Below are 14,681 nucleotides of genomic sequence, written 5' to 3' on the forward strand. Positions count from 1 at the left end.
ACGCAAGACCGATCTTCGGAGATTTGACATCATGCCCCTTTCCCTTCCGGAAACGGAACTCCACAATCCGCAGAGCGCGAAGGCGCCGCTCGACCCGCATCTGAAGGCGCTCGAGAACGAGTCGATCCACATCTTCCGCGAGGTGGCGGCCGAGTTCGAAAAGCCGGTCATGCTCTATTCGGTCGGCAAGGATTCCGCCGTGCTCTTGCATCTGGCGCGTAAGGCCTTCTATCCCGGCCGCGTGCCCTTCCCGCTGTTGCATGTGAACACCGGCTGGAAGTTCGCCGAGATGATCGCCTTCCGCGACAGAATCGTGCGCGACTATGATCTCGACCTGATCTCGCACACCAATCCGCGCGGCGCGGCCGAGAACATCACGCCCTTCACCCATGGCTCGGCGCTCTACACCGACATCATGAAGACGGAAGCGCTGCGCCAGGCACTGGACGCTGGCCAGTTCGACGCGGCCTTCGGCGGCGCGCGGCGCGACGAGGAGGCGAGCCGCGCCAAGGAGCGCATCTATTCCTTCCGCACGCCCGACCACCGCTGGGACCCGCGCAACCAGCGCCCCGAGCTCTGGAACGTCTATAACGGCATGATCCGCAAGGGCGAGAGCGTGCGCGCCTTCCCGCTGTCCAATTGGACCGAGGTCGACATCTGGCGCTACATCCAGGCCGAGGACATCCCGATCGTGCCGCTCTATTTCGCCGCCAAGCGCCCGGTGGTCGAGCGTGACGGCATGCTGATCCTGGCGGAAGATCCGCGCCTCGAGCTTCAGCCCGGCGAAGAGAAGCGCGAGGAGATGATCCGCTTCCGCACGCTCGGTTGCTTCCCGCTGACCGGCGCCATCCGCTCCACCGCCGCGACGCTCGACGACATCATCGCCGAGCTCGAAACCGCGACCGTCTCCGAACGCCAGGGCCGCGCCATCGACCGGGATCAGTCCGGCTCGATGGAGAAGAAGAAACGCGAAGGATATTTCTGATGACTGTTTCCGCACCGCTCGCCGCTTCGCACGACACCGAAACCGCCCGCGAGGGCAAGGGCAGCACGGTCACCAGCTTTCCGGCCGAAGCCGCGCGATCCCCGCGCGATTCGCGGCCGCTGCGCCTCATCACCTGCGGCTCGGTCGATGACGGCAAGTCGACGCTGATCGGCCGGCTGCTCTGGGACACCAAGGCGGTCAAGGACGACCAGGCCGCCACGCTCGCCCGCGACAGCGGCCAGCAGAACGATCTCGGCCTGCCGGATTTCGCCCTGCTGCTCGACGGGCTGCAGGCCGAGCGCGAACAGGGCATCACCATCGATGTCGCCTATCGCTATTTCTCGACCGACAAGCGCTCCTTCATCGTCGCCGATACGCCCGGCCATGAGCAATATACCCGCAACATGGCGACCGGCGCCTCGACCGCCGATCTCGCCGTGCTGCTGGTCGATGCCCGCGCCGGTCTTCTGGAACAGACCCGGCGGCATGCGACCATCGCCACGCTGATGGGCATCAAGCAGTTCGTGCTCGCCGTCAACAAGATCGACCTGACCGGCTACGACCAGGCGCGCTTCGACGCGATCTCGCACGAGTTCAAGGAGCTGGCGCTCTCGCTCGGCGTGCGCCAGGTCACCGCCATCCCGGTCTCCGCACTCAAGGGCGAGAACGTCGTCTTCGACGGCCGCGCCGCCATGCCCTGGTATGACGGCCCGACGCTGGTCGAGGTGCTGGAGCTCGCCACCGCCCGCTCCGGCCAGTCGACCGGCTTCCGCCTGCCCGTCCAGCGCGTCTCGCGCCCCGGCGAAAGCTTCCGCGGCTATCAGGGGACGGTCGCCGGCGGCTCGGTCAAGCCCGGCGACAGCGTCGTGATCCTGCCCTCCGGCATGGTCGCCAATGTCCAGAAGATCGTCACCTTCGATCTCGTCCGCAATGCCGCCGTGACCGGCGATGCCGTAACGCTGGTGCTCGACCGGCAGGTGGATGTGGCGCGCGGCGACATGATCGTCGCGATCGACAACCAGCCGCAGACCGGCACCGCCTTCGACGCCCAGGTGGTGGCGCTGCAGGCCGAAGGCATTCTGCCCGGCAAGCGCTACTGGCTGAAGAGCGGTTCGCGCCGCCAGCGCGTCAGCGTCGAGCCGGTGAGCCAGCTCGACCTCAAGGCCGGCAAGTGGAATGCCGCCGCCTCGCTGCCCATGAATGCGATCGGCAAGGTGCATCTCGTCTTCGACGAACAGGCGGTCTTCGATCCCTATGAGCAGAACCGCACGACCGGCGCCTTCATCCTGATCGACCCGGACACCAACAATACTGTGGCGGGCGGCATGATCACCGCCAAGCGCTCCTCGCTCTCCGGCCTCCACACCGAAGACGCCCGCGTCATCCTCTCCCTGCCCGCCGACCTCGCCGACCGCCTGCTGGCGAGCGACCTCCTCTCCTCCCGCCGCGAGGATGTGGACGTGCGCCGCGTGACGGCGGCCCGGGCGGGGCAGGTGTTGGATTTGCTCGACGAGTGAGAGCGGGCGGGTAAGGCTGCTAGGTGGATTGGGCCCCTCGTCTCCGGAAGGAGGCGGGGGGTTTTGATGTGTGCGGAGGGCTCCAGCAGACGATACTCTCCATTCCAATGCCTCCGACGTAGCGAGTAGTGTTGACCAACTGAGCACACCGATGAAACTACGCTGTAGAGAAAGATCTAAATCGCCTAGTACAAGCTCACCTTTTATCCAAAAGTTTTTTGTGTTAAAATTAGAGACTCCCCAAAACCTAAAGGAAACCTCTCTAAAAACTCAAAAGCTCAAGGGGTCTTGATTGAATTCCACGGCAAAGGGCAACAGTCTAGAAGACGCGCTGGTAGATTATCTGACCGCTCAACAGGAGCGAGGGGATTTAGTCTATGGCGCTCACAGTCCAAGGCACTGCAAAATTCGAAGAAAGCCCAAGTATCCGTGCCCTGAGAGAAATGGGAAACTCGAATTCGATGTTGTCATTGAGTTTTTCCGTGACGGCGCAACAACTCCTTATTTGTATGTTGTGTTTGAATGCAAAAACTACAAAAGAAAAATTCCAGAGGAAAAAGTTCGCGCTTTTTCTGATCAGCTCAGAACTGTATTTGGTCACTCGGCCAAGGGCATCTTGGTGGTTTCCTCGAGACTACAAAGTGGAGCCCTCGCGATTCTCACTGCCCGCTCGATGGGGCTGGTGAAGATCGATGAAGAAGGCGCTGATGTAATACTTCAGCGACACACATATGATTTTGTTGGGCAGAGTTACCTTGAAGCCCAACTTCTAGATGGTGCGCTTAATCACAAGGCTTTAAAGTTCTCCGCCTTTTACGATGGGACATTTTTTAGTAGCCCGAAAGGTCTTTTGGAAAACTTTGAAACCCCTAGTGAAGCGTACCGATCGTCAGTTAATGCAATCCCTTTTCTATCGCAGAGCGACATAAGGGATTTCGCAATCGAAATCCTTGAAGGCGTTCACTACAAGGAGGGCCCCGTTGACCTCGCAGCCGTCTGTGAAGCCATGTCTGTGACGCTGGATTTCGCCGGTGAGAAATTGGTTGATGCAAATGGCGCGCTTGTCTTGGGCTCTGTGAATCTTGAACGAAACCATATTCGAATATATCCACATGACAATGAGTTTCGAAGACGGTTCACGATCAGTCATGAGATAGGGCACATCTGCCTAGGGCACCGAACCTATCTTCGTTCCGAATCTGTGTTTGAGCAGGATCTCATTGGAGATACTGAAGGTTCCAACGCTTCCGCTTTAATGAGATTAGAGTCACAAGCTAATATGTTTGCTTCGGAAATCTTACTTCCGCATAAGGTATTCGACATTGCGGTGAAATTTTTCTGTCGAAAACTTGAAATACGCGACAAAGGCTTCGGCCTTATTTTTGTGGACGATCAGCCATGCAATTATATTCCTTACAACGAATTAATCCATAAACTTTCAATCTACTTCCAGGTTTCGAAAATTGCAATTGAATTTAGACTAAGAAAAATTGGCCTATTACAAGATCATAGAAAGTTTGGGGAAGACTCTAGCGCCCGACAAGTGGGGCAAATTTTTAGAATTTGAGCTGCACGTCTAAGATTACGGTACTAAACTTATGTAGTTGGCGCTGTGCTCTCACTTAGAGAAGCCCATGAGAAGGTCCGCCGAGTTTCCTCGGCGGGCTGAATTTTCGCCTATTTAGCCCTTACCAGAACCGCCGCCGGCGGCTCTCATACTCCTGCTCCGCCGCGCGGTAGCCGGCCACATGGCCGAGCAAAAAGCCGGCGAGGCCGACGAGGGCCAGGAGGGTGGTGGCGGTGTGGGGGTGGTCGATCGCGGCGTCCTTCACGGCGCTGGCTTCGGCCTTGACGGCGTTGAGCGTGCGCTCGGCCGTGCCGGCTTCACGCTCGGTTTCGAAATGGCCGGCGGGGCGGTCGAGAGGGGTCATGGCGGGTCTCCTTGATCCGGGTTGGTCTCGAGGGGTTGAACCCGCAGACCGCCCTTCCTGTTCCCGCCCGGCCCTGCGGCGCCCTCTCCCCCCGCTTCGTCCCGCGCGGCGCGCCGGGCTCCGGCAGAGCTGCAGCCTTAAGCGGCGGCGCGGGAGGGGTCGGCACGCGGTGGCCCCTGTCGACATCAGGCCATGGGAGCCTGTCCAGCCGAAGCGAGAGCGCTTTGGCGTCGGATCATGTGGTCAAGACAAGACCCTGGGGCCTTTCCGGTGAACCGGAGGTCACCGGAAAGGCCCTAGTCGTTCCACTCGAAGAAGGGCCGCGTGCGGCGGCGGCTGAGCAGCTCCAGCGAGCGATCCGGCGCGATGCGGTAGATCTCCTCATATTCCTCGCCATAGCGGCCGCCGCGGAAGCGGTGGGTGAAGGTGCTGCCGACCGGCGCCTTGGTGAGCTTGGTGCGCGGCTGGCCTTGATAGGTGATGCTGCCCGGAATGGGTGCGGGGTTGAAGCCCTCGCCCGTGCCCGTGCTTGCACTGGTGCAGGCGGCAAGCGGCAGAAGCAGGCTGAGGCAGAGAAGGGTCTGGCGCATGGCGTGGCTCCTTGATCGGGGGCGCGCGGGCCGGCTCGCCCTTCGCGCCGCAGCGGCAGGGCTTTGCGCCAGGCCGGCAGGGATTGAACATAGGGCGCGGGCAGTGGTTCCAGAAGAGCCCGGCCCCGGCTCCACCCGCTTGGGCCGCGCCGCCGCCGGCAGCGCGGGCCGCCTCCTCTCCGGCCTTTCCTCTCCGCCCGGCCCCCGTTGTGGCATGCCCCTTGCGGCACGCTCTGTCGCTGTGGGCCGGACTCGGTGGGTCATCCGCTAGGTCCCGTTTCAACGGCTCCCGCGAACCCGGCATCGGAGATGAGGGATGCGCGGCGAACGGTCCTTTCCGTCGAAGCCCTCCCCGGGGGAGCCGCGAGCACCGCCGCGCTCTCGCGCCGGCCGGGAAGATCGCATAGAGAGAGGGGGAAAGCCTGCCCGCCCTGCCATCTCCCTAGGGGCCGGTCTCCGCGTTCCGCCGGGCGGCGCGCCGTCTGGCCCGCGGAGGTCTTTGACCGCCACCCCGGCCACGCCGCCTGTTTCTGTGACGAAAGGATCTGCCATGAAGACCACCCGCCTCGGCCGCACGGGCCTCGAAGTCTCCGCCCTCTGCCTCGGCTGCATGACCTATGGTGTGCCGGAGCGCGGCAATCACAGCTGGACCCTGGGCGAGGAGGAGAGCCGGCCGCTGATCCGCCAGGCGGTCGAGCGCGGCATCACCTTCTTCGACACGGCCAACAGCTATTCCGACGGCACGTCGGAGGAGATCGTCGGCCGGGCGCTGAAGGATTTTGCGCAGCGCGAGGAGATCGTGCTCGCCACCAAAGTGTTCTTCCCGCTCGGGCCCCATGGCGCCAAGCACCGGCCGAACATGGCGGGCCTGTCGCGCAAGGCGATCTTCCAGTCGATCGATGCGAGCCTCAAGCGGCTCGGCACGGATTATGTCGATCTCTACCAGATCCACCGCTGGGATTATCACACCCCCATCGAGGAGACGCTGGAGGCGCTGCACGACGTGGTGAAGGCCGGCAAGGCGCGCTATATCGGCGCCTCCTCCATGTATGCCTGGCAGTTCGCCAAGGCGCTGGCCACCGCCGAGAAACATGGCTGGACGCGCTTCGTCAGCATGCAGAACCATCTGAACCTGCTCTATCGCGAGGAGGAGCGGGAAATGCTGCCGCTCTGCGCGTCGGAGGGCATCGGCGTCATCCCCTGGAGCCCGCTCGCCCGCGGCCGGCTGACCCGCGCGCCGGAGGAAACGACCGCGCGCGGCGAGACGGATACTGTCACCCGCGCGCTCTACGCCGCCACCGCCGAGGCGGACCGGCGGGTGATCGAGGCCGTCGGCGCGGTGGCGGCCGAGCGCGGCGTGCCCCGCGCGCAAGTGGCGCTCGCCTGGCTGCTCTCCAAGCCCGGCATCACCGCCCCCATCATCGGCGCCTCCAAACCCACCCACCTCGACGATGCGATCGCGGCGCTGGAGATCACCCTGACAGAGGACGAACGCCAGCGGCTGGAGGCGCCTTACGTCCCGCACGCAGTGGCGGGGTTCAGCTGAGCGGACACCAGTCGCGACGATCGACGTAGCGCGTGCGGTCGCGGCTGGGTGTCTCCCCCCTTGTGGGGGAGATGGCCGGCAGGCCAGAGGGGGCCTTGGGCGGGGCTGGAACCGGAGCTTACTTGGGAGCGGCCAGCCACAAACCAGCGCCTCCATCAACCCTTACCGCATGTCCCAGAAGGCCCGCTCTCAGCTGCCGCCCATCTCCCCTACAAGGGGGGAGAGACCGTGGGGCGGGAGCGCTGCCATGGGACTGGCTCCGGGGATGCCAACTCAAGCGCGATGCGACTTCGGCGCCGTCTCGATCCATCGCCACCATTCCGCCGCATTGCCGTCGTTCTCGCCACCGTCCACCCCGGCGGCGCGCCCGCCTGTTTCTCGCGTTTCAAGGACCCGACCTTATGGCGCTTTCCGACGGTCTCGACCGCCCGCTGCTGGCTGGCTTTGGCGAACCGGGTCGCGCTGTGCCGGAGGCGGGTGCTCTCCGCCCGGCACCCGACATGTCGGCGCTAGCCGGGGGCACGGGCCGGATCGCGACGCGGCTGGTGGTGCACTGCCCGGGCTTCGAGCCGCTCGATGCCGGCGCCCATCGCGCCCGCTATCAGCGCGCCGCCCGCCAGAGTGCTGCGGTGCATGGGCTGGCCATCGAGGTCGGGCCCCTGGAGAAGATCGGCAGCGCCGGCGCCTTTACCGTCACCTGTCGCAATCCCGAAGGCGCGGGTCCCGCGGGGGAAACGACCTCGAGCCGCATCGTGCTCATCGACCATGCGTCGCTTGTCGCCGCCCTCACCCGGCGGCCGCTTGCAGTGCGGCTGGCAAGCGGAGCGCTGAGCGCGCTGCGCGTGGTCGGCGAAGGCGGGCTCGCCGGCTATCTTCGCCATGGCTGGCGGTTCGCGCTGTTCTTCCTCTTCCCGTTCCTCATGGTCGGGTTGATGCTCGGCGGAGCCGGACTTGGGGCTGCCCTGCCGCTGATCCTCGGCCTCTCGCCGCTGCACCTCATCTGGAGCCTGCCGGCCGCGGTTCTCCTCTTCACCCGCCTGCTGTTGCCGCTCGGCAACCGGTTCCACTGCCTGCTGCTCTTTGCCGATTGGCAGATGGCCGTCGCGATCGCCCGCCAGGACCGGCCGGCGATCAATGAGTGGCTAACGGCAAGCTTGGAGACCATGAGGCAGGCGATCGACGAGGCGGGCGCGGTGGACGAGATCGTCGTCAGCGGCCACAGCATGGGCGCCAGTATCGCCGCAATGCTGCTCGGATCGCTGATCGAACGCGATGCGGCGCTTCTCGAGGGCAGACGCGTGACCATGGTGACGCTCGGCAGCGCCATCCTGCAATGCGCGCTGCTCCGAAGCGCGAGCCTGCTGCGCGCCGATGTCGGCCGCATTGCGCGCTTTCCCGGCCTGCGCTGGATCGACGTCCAATGCCTGACCGACCCCATCCATTTCTACAAGGCGCCGGTCGTGGCGCTCTGCGGCCACCCCGATTCGCCGCCCGCGGCCATCCTCCAGCTGAGGCTGAAGCAGGTGTTGAGCCCCGAGCGCTATCGCCGCATCCGCCTCAGCTTCCTGCGCGTCCACCGGCAATATGTGCTGGGGCCCGATCGGCCGGCCCGCTTCGACTTCACCCTGCTGACGGCCGGCCCCTCCCCCGCCGCCAGCCTGCTGGACCGCTGAGCCCAGGACTAATCTCAGACGCGCCTGCCAGGCCTTAGGCTTGAGCGATCCCAGCCGAAGCGAGATCGCTTCGGCGTCGGATCATGCGGTAAAGACAAGACCCCAGGGCATGTCCGGTGAACCGGCGTTCACCGGAAATGCCCTGGGATCGGATGAGGATCGGACAGGCCCGTCTTCGTCTTCATGACCGAAAGCACAATCGGCCGCGGCCACGCACCACCCTCGTCGCGCCCCTTAAGACTTTCTTCATCTTTTTGCCGCCCGCGCCCTAATTTGGTCCCCATGCTCCCGTTGGTCGGCTGCGACACACGGGATAGGCCGGGATGATGGACATGCTGCCGATATGGAACGAGGTCTCGCCGCGCCGTCGCCGGCGCGCGTCCGGCAAGCGTGTGGCGCGCGTCGCGATGCTGACGCTGTTCATTCTGGCGCCGCTCTCGGCCATCGCGCTGAGCAGCCTGCCCGGCCGGGACCCCGCCCGCCGCCTGCTCGCCCCCCCGGCCACCGAACAGATGGCCACGGCAGACCCCGACATCGTCGCGCAGGACACTGTCGCTCCGGAGATGACCGACCGGAATGAGGCCGCGGAGGATGTGGCCGCCGCAGCAAGCGAGGAACCGCCCGCAACGGAACCGTTGGCCCTAGACGCGACACCGCGCGCCGAGGCCCCGGCGGCTGCGAGCGAGGAACGGGACGCTCCCGCAGCGGCAGATGCATCGATGGAGGCGGAGGCGCAGCCGCGCGGGCTGGCGGAAGCCGAGGAAGCAGCCGGTCCAGCACCCTCACCCGCGCCACTCCGTGAAACCGCCTCGGGCAAGCCCACTGCGAAGGATCAGTCAGCAAGCGCTCCCACCGCCACAGAGGGCGAGACCGCCATCGCTGCCGCCCCACCGGCACCAACGGCCGAAGCCCCTATCCGCGACACCCGCTTGGAGCGCCTCGTGACGGCGGCACCAGCCGAGCAGCCAACTGATCGCATGGCAGCGACGGGCCCGAGAACAGAGCCCTCCACGCCGCGAAATCAGACTGCCGCGGTGGCGCCGCCAACACCCGTGGTCTCTCAAACCACTGCGAGGACCGATGTGGCGAAGCAGGGCGCCGTGGAAGAGGCGGCGCTGGAGCCGGGGGTCGTTCTGCCGCGTCTGGACATCGTTCCTGTCCCGCGTCCCCGCCCGGCTCTGCGTCGGGTGGCGATCGGCGAGCCCGCGCCGGCCCTGCGCCGCCGCCAGGCGATCGATCAGCCCGTCTACCCGCCGCTACCGCCAGAAGTCTTTGCCCGCCAGCGCAGCCTGGATGCGCGTCCGCCTGCACCGATCCCGCCGGCCCCGGTCGGCGTCGTCGATCCGCGCGACGGCCTGATCCTCGAAGGCCGCGTCGCCCCGCCCGGCAGCCGCCTCCTCGACCTCGCCACCGCCCCCTTCCGCGAAGCCGGCCGCCTGATCGACCGCGCGACGGGAACCCCGCCCGAGCGATGGCGGGATGACGGGCGCTATGGGGAGGAGCCGGGCTGGTAAGACGACGAGGGCGCGACAGCGCGGCCGTCAAGACGCCTCAGTTCCATCGCCACTAAATCTATTCCCGACGACCGAGCGCCGCGCGAGGGCGCTCGGTTGCCGTCCAACTAGCGACCCTCAAACCAGGCGACGGCGTCGGCGCCGGCGGGGAGGAGGCGGGGCGTGTTGGGATCGGTCGCCGCTTGGAACACAGCCTCGGCGACATCCTCGGAGGTGGTTACGGGGCCGTTGGCGGCGTCCTGCATGCGGGCGAGGGTCTGTTGCGTGAAGTCGGCATAGGCCTGGTGAAACCCGCCATTCGCCGCGATCTGCGCCCGCGCGTTCGTGCCGAAGCGGGTGCTCGGTGCAGCGCCGGGCAGGACCGCGGCGACGCGGATGCCGAAGGGGGCCAGTTCCAGGGCCGCCGCCTCGGTCAGCGCGTTCACCGCTGCCTTGCTCGCGCGATAAACCGACAGCAAAGGCAGCGGCTTCAGCGTCACGCTCGAGCTCACGTTGACGATGACGCCGGAGCGGCGCTCGCGCATGCCGGGCAGCACCGCCTGCATGGCGGCGATCACGCCGAAGGTATTGGTCTCGAAGATGCGGCGCACGACGTCCATGGAGGTGCCTTCCACGGCATTCAGCCAGCCGATCCCGGCATTGTTGACGAGCACATCCACCGCCCCCGCCTCGGCGACCGCGTTTTGGATGCTGGCGGCCTCCGTGATGTCGAGCGGCAGGACGCGCAGCTGCTCGGATTCGGGCAGCGTATTGGCGGAGGGGTCGCGCATTGTGGCAACTACCCGCCAGCCTTCGGCAAGGAAGCGAACCGCAATTTCGCGGCCGAAGCCGGTCGAGCAACCGGTGATGAGAACAGTTTGCATGGGTCAAGGCTCCTGGTTGGGATGCGCCTGAGGTAGGCTGCGCGCGCCGGATGTGCTACGCTGGATCGTCCGTCCTACGTTGGAGATCGTCCGGCTTTGATTGATCCGCTGACCCAGGTGATCGCGCTGCTGCAGCCGAGTGCCTCGTTTTCGAAGCTGGTGACCGCCACCAGCCCCTTTTCCGTCCGACCACCCAAAAGGGGCCCATTCTATGCAGCGGTGCTGGAGGGGGATCTCGAGCTGCGGCTCTCCGGTCGGCTGCCTTTGCATCTCGGCAAAGGCGACTTCGTCCTGCTTCCCGCCACCGACGACCTCGAAGTGAGGAGCGGCACACATCCCGCCGTCGGGATGCCCGACGAGCCGGTGGAAATCCGTCCGGGCGTGTTCCATCTCGGTGCCGCGGGCGCGGAGGACACGCGCATGATGATCGGCTATTGCGCCTTCCGCTCCGACGACGCCCTGCTTCTGGTCTCGCTCTTGCCCGAACTGGTGGTCGTGCGCGGCGGCCGGCGGTTGACGACGCTGGTAGAGCTTCTCAACGAGGAAGCCCGCGCAGAGCGGCCCGGACGCGATGCGGTGCTCGCCCGCCTGCTCGAGGTGCTGTTGATCGAGGCGTTTCGCTCGGCCGGGGAACTCGGGGCTGCGCCGGGTCTCCTGCGCGGCTTGAGCGACGAGCGGCTGGCTGTGGCACTGCGCCGGATGCATGGCGAGCCGACGAGGGCCTGGACGCTGACTGCGCTGGCGCGCGAGGCAGCCCTGTCACGCACGGTCTTCTGCGACCGGTTTCGCCAGGAGGTCGGGGTCGCGCCGATGACCTACCTGCTGCGCTGGCGCATGGTCCTCGCCATGGACTTCCTGCGGCGCGGCTTGAGCGTCGGCGAGGTTGCGGCGCGCATCGGCTATAGCGCGCAGAGCACCTTCAGCACGGCCTTCGCCCGCCAGGTCGGACTATCGCCGACGGCTTACGCGCGTGGACCCAAGCCTGTCCTGTCGAACGGGGGAACGACAGATCTGCAAGCAGCCGCTCCCTGAAGAGGCGTCACGGCGATGAAGACCACGCCCAGAAAAGCGTTCTGAATGGCTGGAGGTTGTTAGGGTCGGCGGAGAGGACGAGGTTCGCGCGGCGCTGTCCGCGTTCGAGCCCGGTGTTGACCGTGATCGTGACGTCAAAGGTCTGGGGAGGCGTCAGGGTGATCAAGGCAGATTGGACAAGGAGCAGGTTCGCCAGGTCGGCGATCCCGTTTTCCCCCGCACGTCGTGCGGCTGCGATGTCCTTCATGCTTTGTGCGGTCACCCCGGGGAGCTGCGCGAGCAGAGCTTCGGAGGCCAGCAGCGGCGAGATGCGCCCGTTCGGATTGAAGACGGTGACAAAGGGACGAAGCTGCTCGAGGTCTGCCGGCTCGACGCCCAAGACGGATGAAAGATCGGCAAGGCTGCGGAAGTCGCCGTTGCGCGGCCGCGTCGAGGCGCCAGCATCGAGAGAGGCGGATGTCTCCGCTCCGAGACGACGCGGCTCATCGTCCCCGTCGCGCCAATCGATCACCCGGTCGGCAAATTCCTCCGGCACCAGACGGCTTAGCCCTGCCGCACGGTAGGCAGCGGCCAGCAGCGTTTTGCCCGATGCGTTGAGATCCACCTTCCCCTCGGTGCTTTCCACGCGAACCAGGACCTCACCCCCGTCGAGACGCAGCTGTTGACCGTCGACCTCGCGCCAGGGCCGCTTCAGCTGTGTGAGCTCGAAGCCGACAATCGCCGTCGCGGAATCGAGGAGTGCCTTTTCCCGGATCTCCTTTCCCGTGGTTTCGAGACTGTCGATGGAACTGCGGCCGAGCAGCAGGATCGAGGATACGAGCCCCGCCGCCACGGCAATCACAACGAGAACGGAGACGAGGATGTATCCATCGGTCTGCCGGTCGTTTAGCCGCATGCCGCTTTTGCGTCGATCACCCACCAGCCCCCTGCCGATCTGCCCGCGCCTCTTCATCGGCTGAGGTAGCGCAGCCAGCCGCGCGTATCCTCGGGATCCGCTGTCTGCTCTGTATCCGCCGGCCGGTCGGCGTCGTCCTGCTGGTTTCCGCATGTCCCGCCTATGGCACAGCCGATCTCTCCCGTAATGCGGATCGGGATGCGGAGCGCACCGGCGGGCGAACCGTTCGCCGTGAAGAGCGACACACGAATGGCGACAGGCATCTCGTCCGCCCTCTCCCAGCGATCGAGAAGGACCTCCGTCGCTCCGTCACCGCGGCCGAAATAGGCAAAGCGGGCCACGTAGCGCTTCTGAACTTGGGTGGCAGACGCGGCGATCGGCAGTGCCGTCGCATCCGGCGGAAGGGGTCCCCGCTCTTCGCTGAGTGCCGTGCCAGTCGATGTCAGCCTGACGAACTCATTGGGCTCGGCGGGAGATGATGGCTGCCGGGCGAAGATCAGGGAGTCTGGTCGCCCGCGGAAGATGAAACCCGCGCCCGGCCCGGCCCATCGCAGGGGTGCGATCGCTTCCAGATCATGCGAGAGGGTCGCGAACGTGCGCGTCTGCGTCTCGACCTCGAGGTTGGCGGCGGAAAGGCGCGTGGAGGCGCGGGTGACCATCGAGACCAGCGACATGAGCGCAATGAGGACGAATGCGCTGATCGCCATGGAAACCAGCGCTTCTGCGAGAATGAACCCCTCGCGGCCGCTCGTGCTCCGCCGCCTCACGTGCTCGTCTCCCGCAGCAGCCGCACCACCTCGACCCGAAGCGCGCCGCCCGAGGGGAGAGAGACCGCGATCAAGACGCGCACGGGGCGGTATTTCGGACGGGTGCCGTCCATCGCCACGGCCGTTGGGAAGGGAAGATCGAGGCGACGCAGGGCAATCGTCCAGCGCAGCCCATCCAGGGTGCCGGACTGCTCGCCGATGGCCCCTGCCCCCAAAGGGGCGGTCATCAAGCTTTCGGCAACATGCTGTGCCCTCATGCGCTCGTCGACGCGCGCCGACATCTGGACAGACGTGCTGACAGCCTTTTGCAGGGCGATCATGGTGGCTGCCAAGACGAGAAAGGCGACCAGAACCTCGATGAGCGTGAAGCCATCCCGGCCCGCAAGCCGACCACCGGGTTTCGGGGTCATCGGGCTAGAAGGCGACATTGCCGACGGATCCTGCGGTGACGATCGCGGTCTGGCTCTCGACGAGAATGCGGACCTGCCGGTTGTTGGATCGAACGACCAGAACGCCGCCGGTCACTTTGCCGTCGGGCGTGAAGAGGAAGCGGCTGCGTTCCTGCGGCTCGGACTGCACCGTCATGCCGGGAGCGAGACGGAGGGTGGAGGATGACGTGCGGAGAACACCCCTCGCCGGATCGACGACGACCGAGGACGCGGTCCCCGTGCGAAGCGCGGCATTGCGCTCGGCGCGCATTACGGCAACGATCTCGGTCGCCGTGCTGCGAAGCGCCGCATCTCCCGAGCGGGCGCGGAGGAACGGGAGGCCGAGCGAAGCGAGAAGGCCGAAGATGACGAGGCCCAGCACGACCTCGATCATTGAAAATCCCGCATTGGGCGCCGAGCGGACGCGCCTGGCGGCGACCGATGGATGACCCTGAGCCGGCCCGGGGGCGCTAGTTGACGACGATGTCGGCATCGGCACCGCTCCCTCCGGCAACGCCGTCTGCCCCGAACGAGGACAGGGTATAGGCCGACTTGTTGCCGGGCACGGTATATTGGTAGGCATTGCCCCAGGGATCAGCGGGGATGCTCGGCTGCTGGATATAGGGGCCGGCCCAGGCCGTTGCCGAGGCGGGCTTGACGACCAGGGCCTGCAGCCCTTCCGCCTTCGACGGGTAGCGCCCCATATCGAGGAAGAAGAGGTCGAGCGAGGATTTGAAGCTGTTCAGCTGCAGGGCAGCGGCCCGGGTACGGGAGCTGGTCAGGTAATTGAGGACGCGCGGACCGACCAGGGTCATCACCAGGCCGAGGATGACAAGGACCACGAGCAGTTCCACGAGCGTGAAGCCGCCCGACCGGTCGCGCGGCTTCGGTGCCGCAGGCCGTTCGATCGCGATCGAGGCGTTTTGTTTCTTTGTCATCG

Annotated in this window: 15 protein-coding genes; 7 read left to right on the forward strand and 8 right to left on the reverse strand. The window is 65.7% G+C overall.

The window, feature by feature from the left end; translation table 11 throughout:
* Positions 1-31 precede the first annotated feature (31 nt).
* From cysD to ACLE20_RS00775, 3 genes are all read left to right on the forward strand, one after another.
* Positions 32-985, forward strand: coding sequence for a sulfate adenylyltransferase subunit CysD (gene cysD / locus ACLE20_RS00765; protein WP_410938346.1), 954 nt, complete (start codon positions 32-34; stop codon positions 983-985).
* Entirely contained in the window at positions 985-2,502 is a 1,518-nt protein-coding gene (cysN, locus tag ACLE20_RS00770; RefSeq protein WP_410938347.1) for a sulfate adenylyltransferase subunit CysN, read from the forward strand. The genes cysD and cysN overlap by 1 nt, the downstream gene beginning before the upstream one ends.
* 292 nt (positions 2,503-2,794) lie before the next feature.
* Positions 2,795-4,069: an ImmA/IrrE family metallo-endopeptidase gene (locus ACLE20_RS00775; RefSeq protein WP_410938348.1), complete on the forward strand. Its 1,275-nt coding sequence runs from the start codon at positions 2,795-2,797 to the stop codon at positions 4,067-4,069.
* A gap of 121 nt (positions 4,070-4,190) precedes the next feature.
* Here ACLE20_RS00775 and ACLE20_RS00780 read toward each other — a convergent pair whose 3' ends face one another.
* Together ACLE20_RS00780 and ACLE20_RS00785 are read right to left on the reverse strand one after the other, a co-directional pair.
* Positions 4,191-4,433 (reverse strand): hypothetical protein, encoded by a 243-nt coding sequence (locus ACLE20_RS00780; RefSeq protein WP_410938349.1) that lies wholly within the window; start codon positions 4,431-4,433, stop codon positions 4,191-4,193.
* A gap of 296 nt (positions 4,434-4,729) precedes the next feature.
* Positions 4,730-5,023, reverse strand: coding sequence for a hypothetical protein (locus tag ACLE20_RS00785; protein WP_410938350.1), 294 nt, complete (start codon positions 5,021-5,023; stop codon positions 4,730-4,732).
* A gap of 550 nt (positions 5,024-5,573) precedes the next feature.
* On the opposite strand from ACLE20_RS00785, the gene ACLE20_RS00790 reads away from it, so the two are divergent.
* From ACLE20_RS00790 to ACLE20_RS00800, 3 genes are all read left to right on the forward strand, one after another.
* Positions 5,574-6,569, forward strand: a complete 996-nt coding sequence (locus ACLE20_RS00790) for an aldo/keto reductase (RefSeq protein WP_410938351.1) — start codon at positions 5,574-5,576, stop codon at positions 6,567-6,569.
* A 401-nt stretch (positions 6,570-6,970) separates the two neighbouring features.
* Positions 6,971-8,242 carry a lipase family protein gene (locus ACLE20_RS00795; RefSeq protein WP_410938352.1) on the forward strand — a complete coding sequence of 424 codons (1,272 nt, stop codon included), beginning with the start codon at positions 6,971-6,973 and terminating at the stop codon, positions 8,240-8,242.
* 332 nt (positions 8,243-8,574) lie between these two features.
* The gene (locus ACLE20_RS00800) at positions 8,575-9,756 is read left to right on the forward strand and encodes a hypothetical protein (protein WP_410938353.1); all 1,182 of its coding nucleotides are present in this window, start codon (positions 8,575-8,577) and stop codon (positions 9,754-9,756) included.
* A 107-nt stretch (positions 9,757-9,863) separates the two neighbouring features.
* Here ACLE20_RS00800 and ACLE20_RS00805 read toward each other — a convergent pair whose 3' ends face one another.
* Positions 9,864-10,619, reverse strand: coding sequence for an SDR family oxidoreductase (locus ACLE20_RS00805; protein WP_410938354.1), 756 nt, complete (start codon positions 10,617-10,619; stop codon positions 9,864-9,866).
* A gap of 96 nt (positions 10,620-10,715) precedes the next feature.
* Here ACLE20_RS00805 and ACLE20_RS00810 point away from each other — a divergent pair, with 96 nt between their 5' ends.
* The gene (locus tag ACLE20_RS00810) at positions 10,716-11,651 is read left to right on the forward strand and encodes an AraC family transcriptional regulator (protein WP_410938355.1); all 936 of its coding nucleotides are present in this window, start codon (positions 10,716-10,718) and stop codon (positions 11,649-11,651) included.
* A 7-nt stretch (positions 11,652-11,658) separates the two neighbouring features.
* On the opposite strand, the gene ACLE20_RS00815 is transcribed toward ACLE20_RS00810, so the two are convergent.
* The 5 genes from ACLE20_RS00815 to gspG are packed head-to-tail and all read right to left on the reverse strand — an operon-like array spanning position 11,659 to position 14,679.
* Positions 11,659-12,570, reverse strand: coding sequence for a general secretion pathway protein GspK (locus ACLE20_RS00815; protein ID WP_410938356.1), 912 nt, complete (start codon positions 12,568-12,570; stop codon positions 11,659-11,661).
* A 29-nt stretch (positions 12,571-12,599) separates the two neighbouring features.
* Entirely contained in the window at positions 12,600-13,313 is a 714-nt protein-coding gene (locus ACLE20_RS00820; RefSeq protein WP_410938357.1) for a type II secretion system protein J, read from the reverse strand.
* A complete protein-coding gene (locus ACLE20_RS00825) occupies positions 13,310-13,741 on the reverse strand; it encodes a prepilin-type N-terminal cleavage/methylation domain-containing protein (protein ID WP_410938358.1) in 432 nt (143 codons plus the stop codon). The genes ACLE20_RS00820 and ACLE20_RS00825 overlap by 4 nt, the downstream gene beginning before the upstream one ends.
* A complete protein-coding gene (locus tag ACLE20_RS00830) occupies positions 13,728-14,324 on the reverse strand; it encodes a prepilin-type N-terminal cleavage/methylation domain-containing protein (RefSeq protein ID WP_410938359.1) in 597 nt (198 codons plus the stop codon). Before ACLE20_RS00830 ends, ACLE20_RS00825 begins: the two co-directional genes overlap by 14 nt.
* Positions 14,212-14,679 (reverse strand): type II secretion system major pseudopilin GspG, encoded by a 468-nt coding sequence (gene gspG, locus ACLE20_RS00835; RefSeq protein WP_410938360.1) that lies wholly within the window; start codon positions 14,677-14,679, stop codon positions 14,212-14,214. Before gspG ends, ACLE20_RS00830 begins: the two co-directional genes overlap by 113 nt.
* Positions 14,680-14,681: the final 2 nt, after the last annotated feature.

This window comes from Rhizobium sp. YIM 134829, from assembly GCF_046546455.1.

Bases quoted from the DNA above. Each gene is read 5' to 3' on its own strand.
- cysD (WP_410938346.1), top strand. From the start codon at position 32: ATGCCCCTTTCCCTTCCGGAAACGGAACTCCACAATCCGCAGAGCGCG.
- cysN (WP_410938347.1), top strand. From the start codon at position 985: ATGACTGTTTCCGCACCGCTCGCCGCTTCGCACGACACCGAAACCGCC.
- ACLE20_RS00780 (WP_410938349.1), bottom strand. From the start codon at position 4,433: ATGACCCCTCTCGACCGCCCCGCCGGCCATTTCGAAACCGAGCGTGAA.
- ACLE20_RS00785 (WP_410938350.1), bottom strand. From the start codon at position 5,023: ATGCGCCAGACCCTTCTCTGCCTCAGCCTGCTTCTGCCGCTTGCCGCC.
- ACLE20_RS00790 (WP_410938351.1), top strand. From the start codon at position 5,574: ATGAAGACCACCCGCCTCGGCCGCACGGGCCTCGAAGTCTCCGCCCTC.
- ACLE20_RS00795 (WP_410938352.1), top strand. From the start codon at position 6,971: ATGGCGCTTTCCGACGGTCTCGACCGCCCGCTGCTGGCTGGCTTTGGC.
- ACLE20_RS00800 (WP_410938353.1), top strand. From the start codon at position 8,575: ATGCTGCCGATATGGAACGAGGTCTCGCCGCGCCGTCGCCGGCGCGCG.
- ACLE20_RS00805 (WP_410938354.1), bottom strand. From the start codon at position 10,619: ATGCAAACTGTTCTCATCACCGGTTGCTCGACCGGCTTCGGCCGCGAA.
- ACLE20_RS00825 (WP_410938358.1), bottom strand. From the start codon at position 13,741: ATGTCGCCTTCTAGCCCGATGACCCCGAAACCCGGTGGTCGGCTTGCG.
- ACLE20_RS00830 (WP_410938359.1), bottom strand. From the start codon at position 14,324: ATGCCTACCAATATACCGTGCCCGGCAACAAGTCGGCCTATACCCTGT.
- gspG (WP_410938360.1), bottom strand. From the start codon at position 14,679: ATGACAAAGAAACAAAACGCCTCGATCGCGATCGAACGGCCTGCGGCA.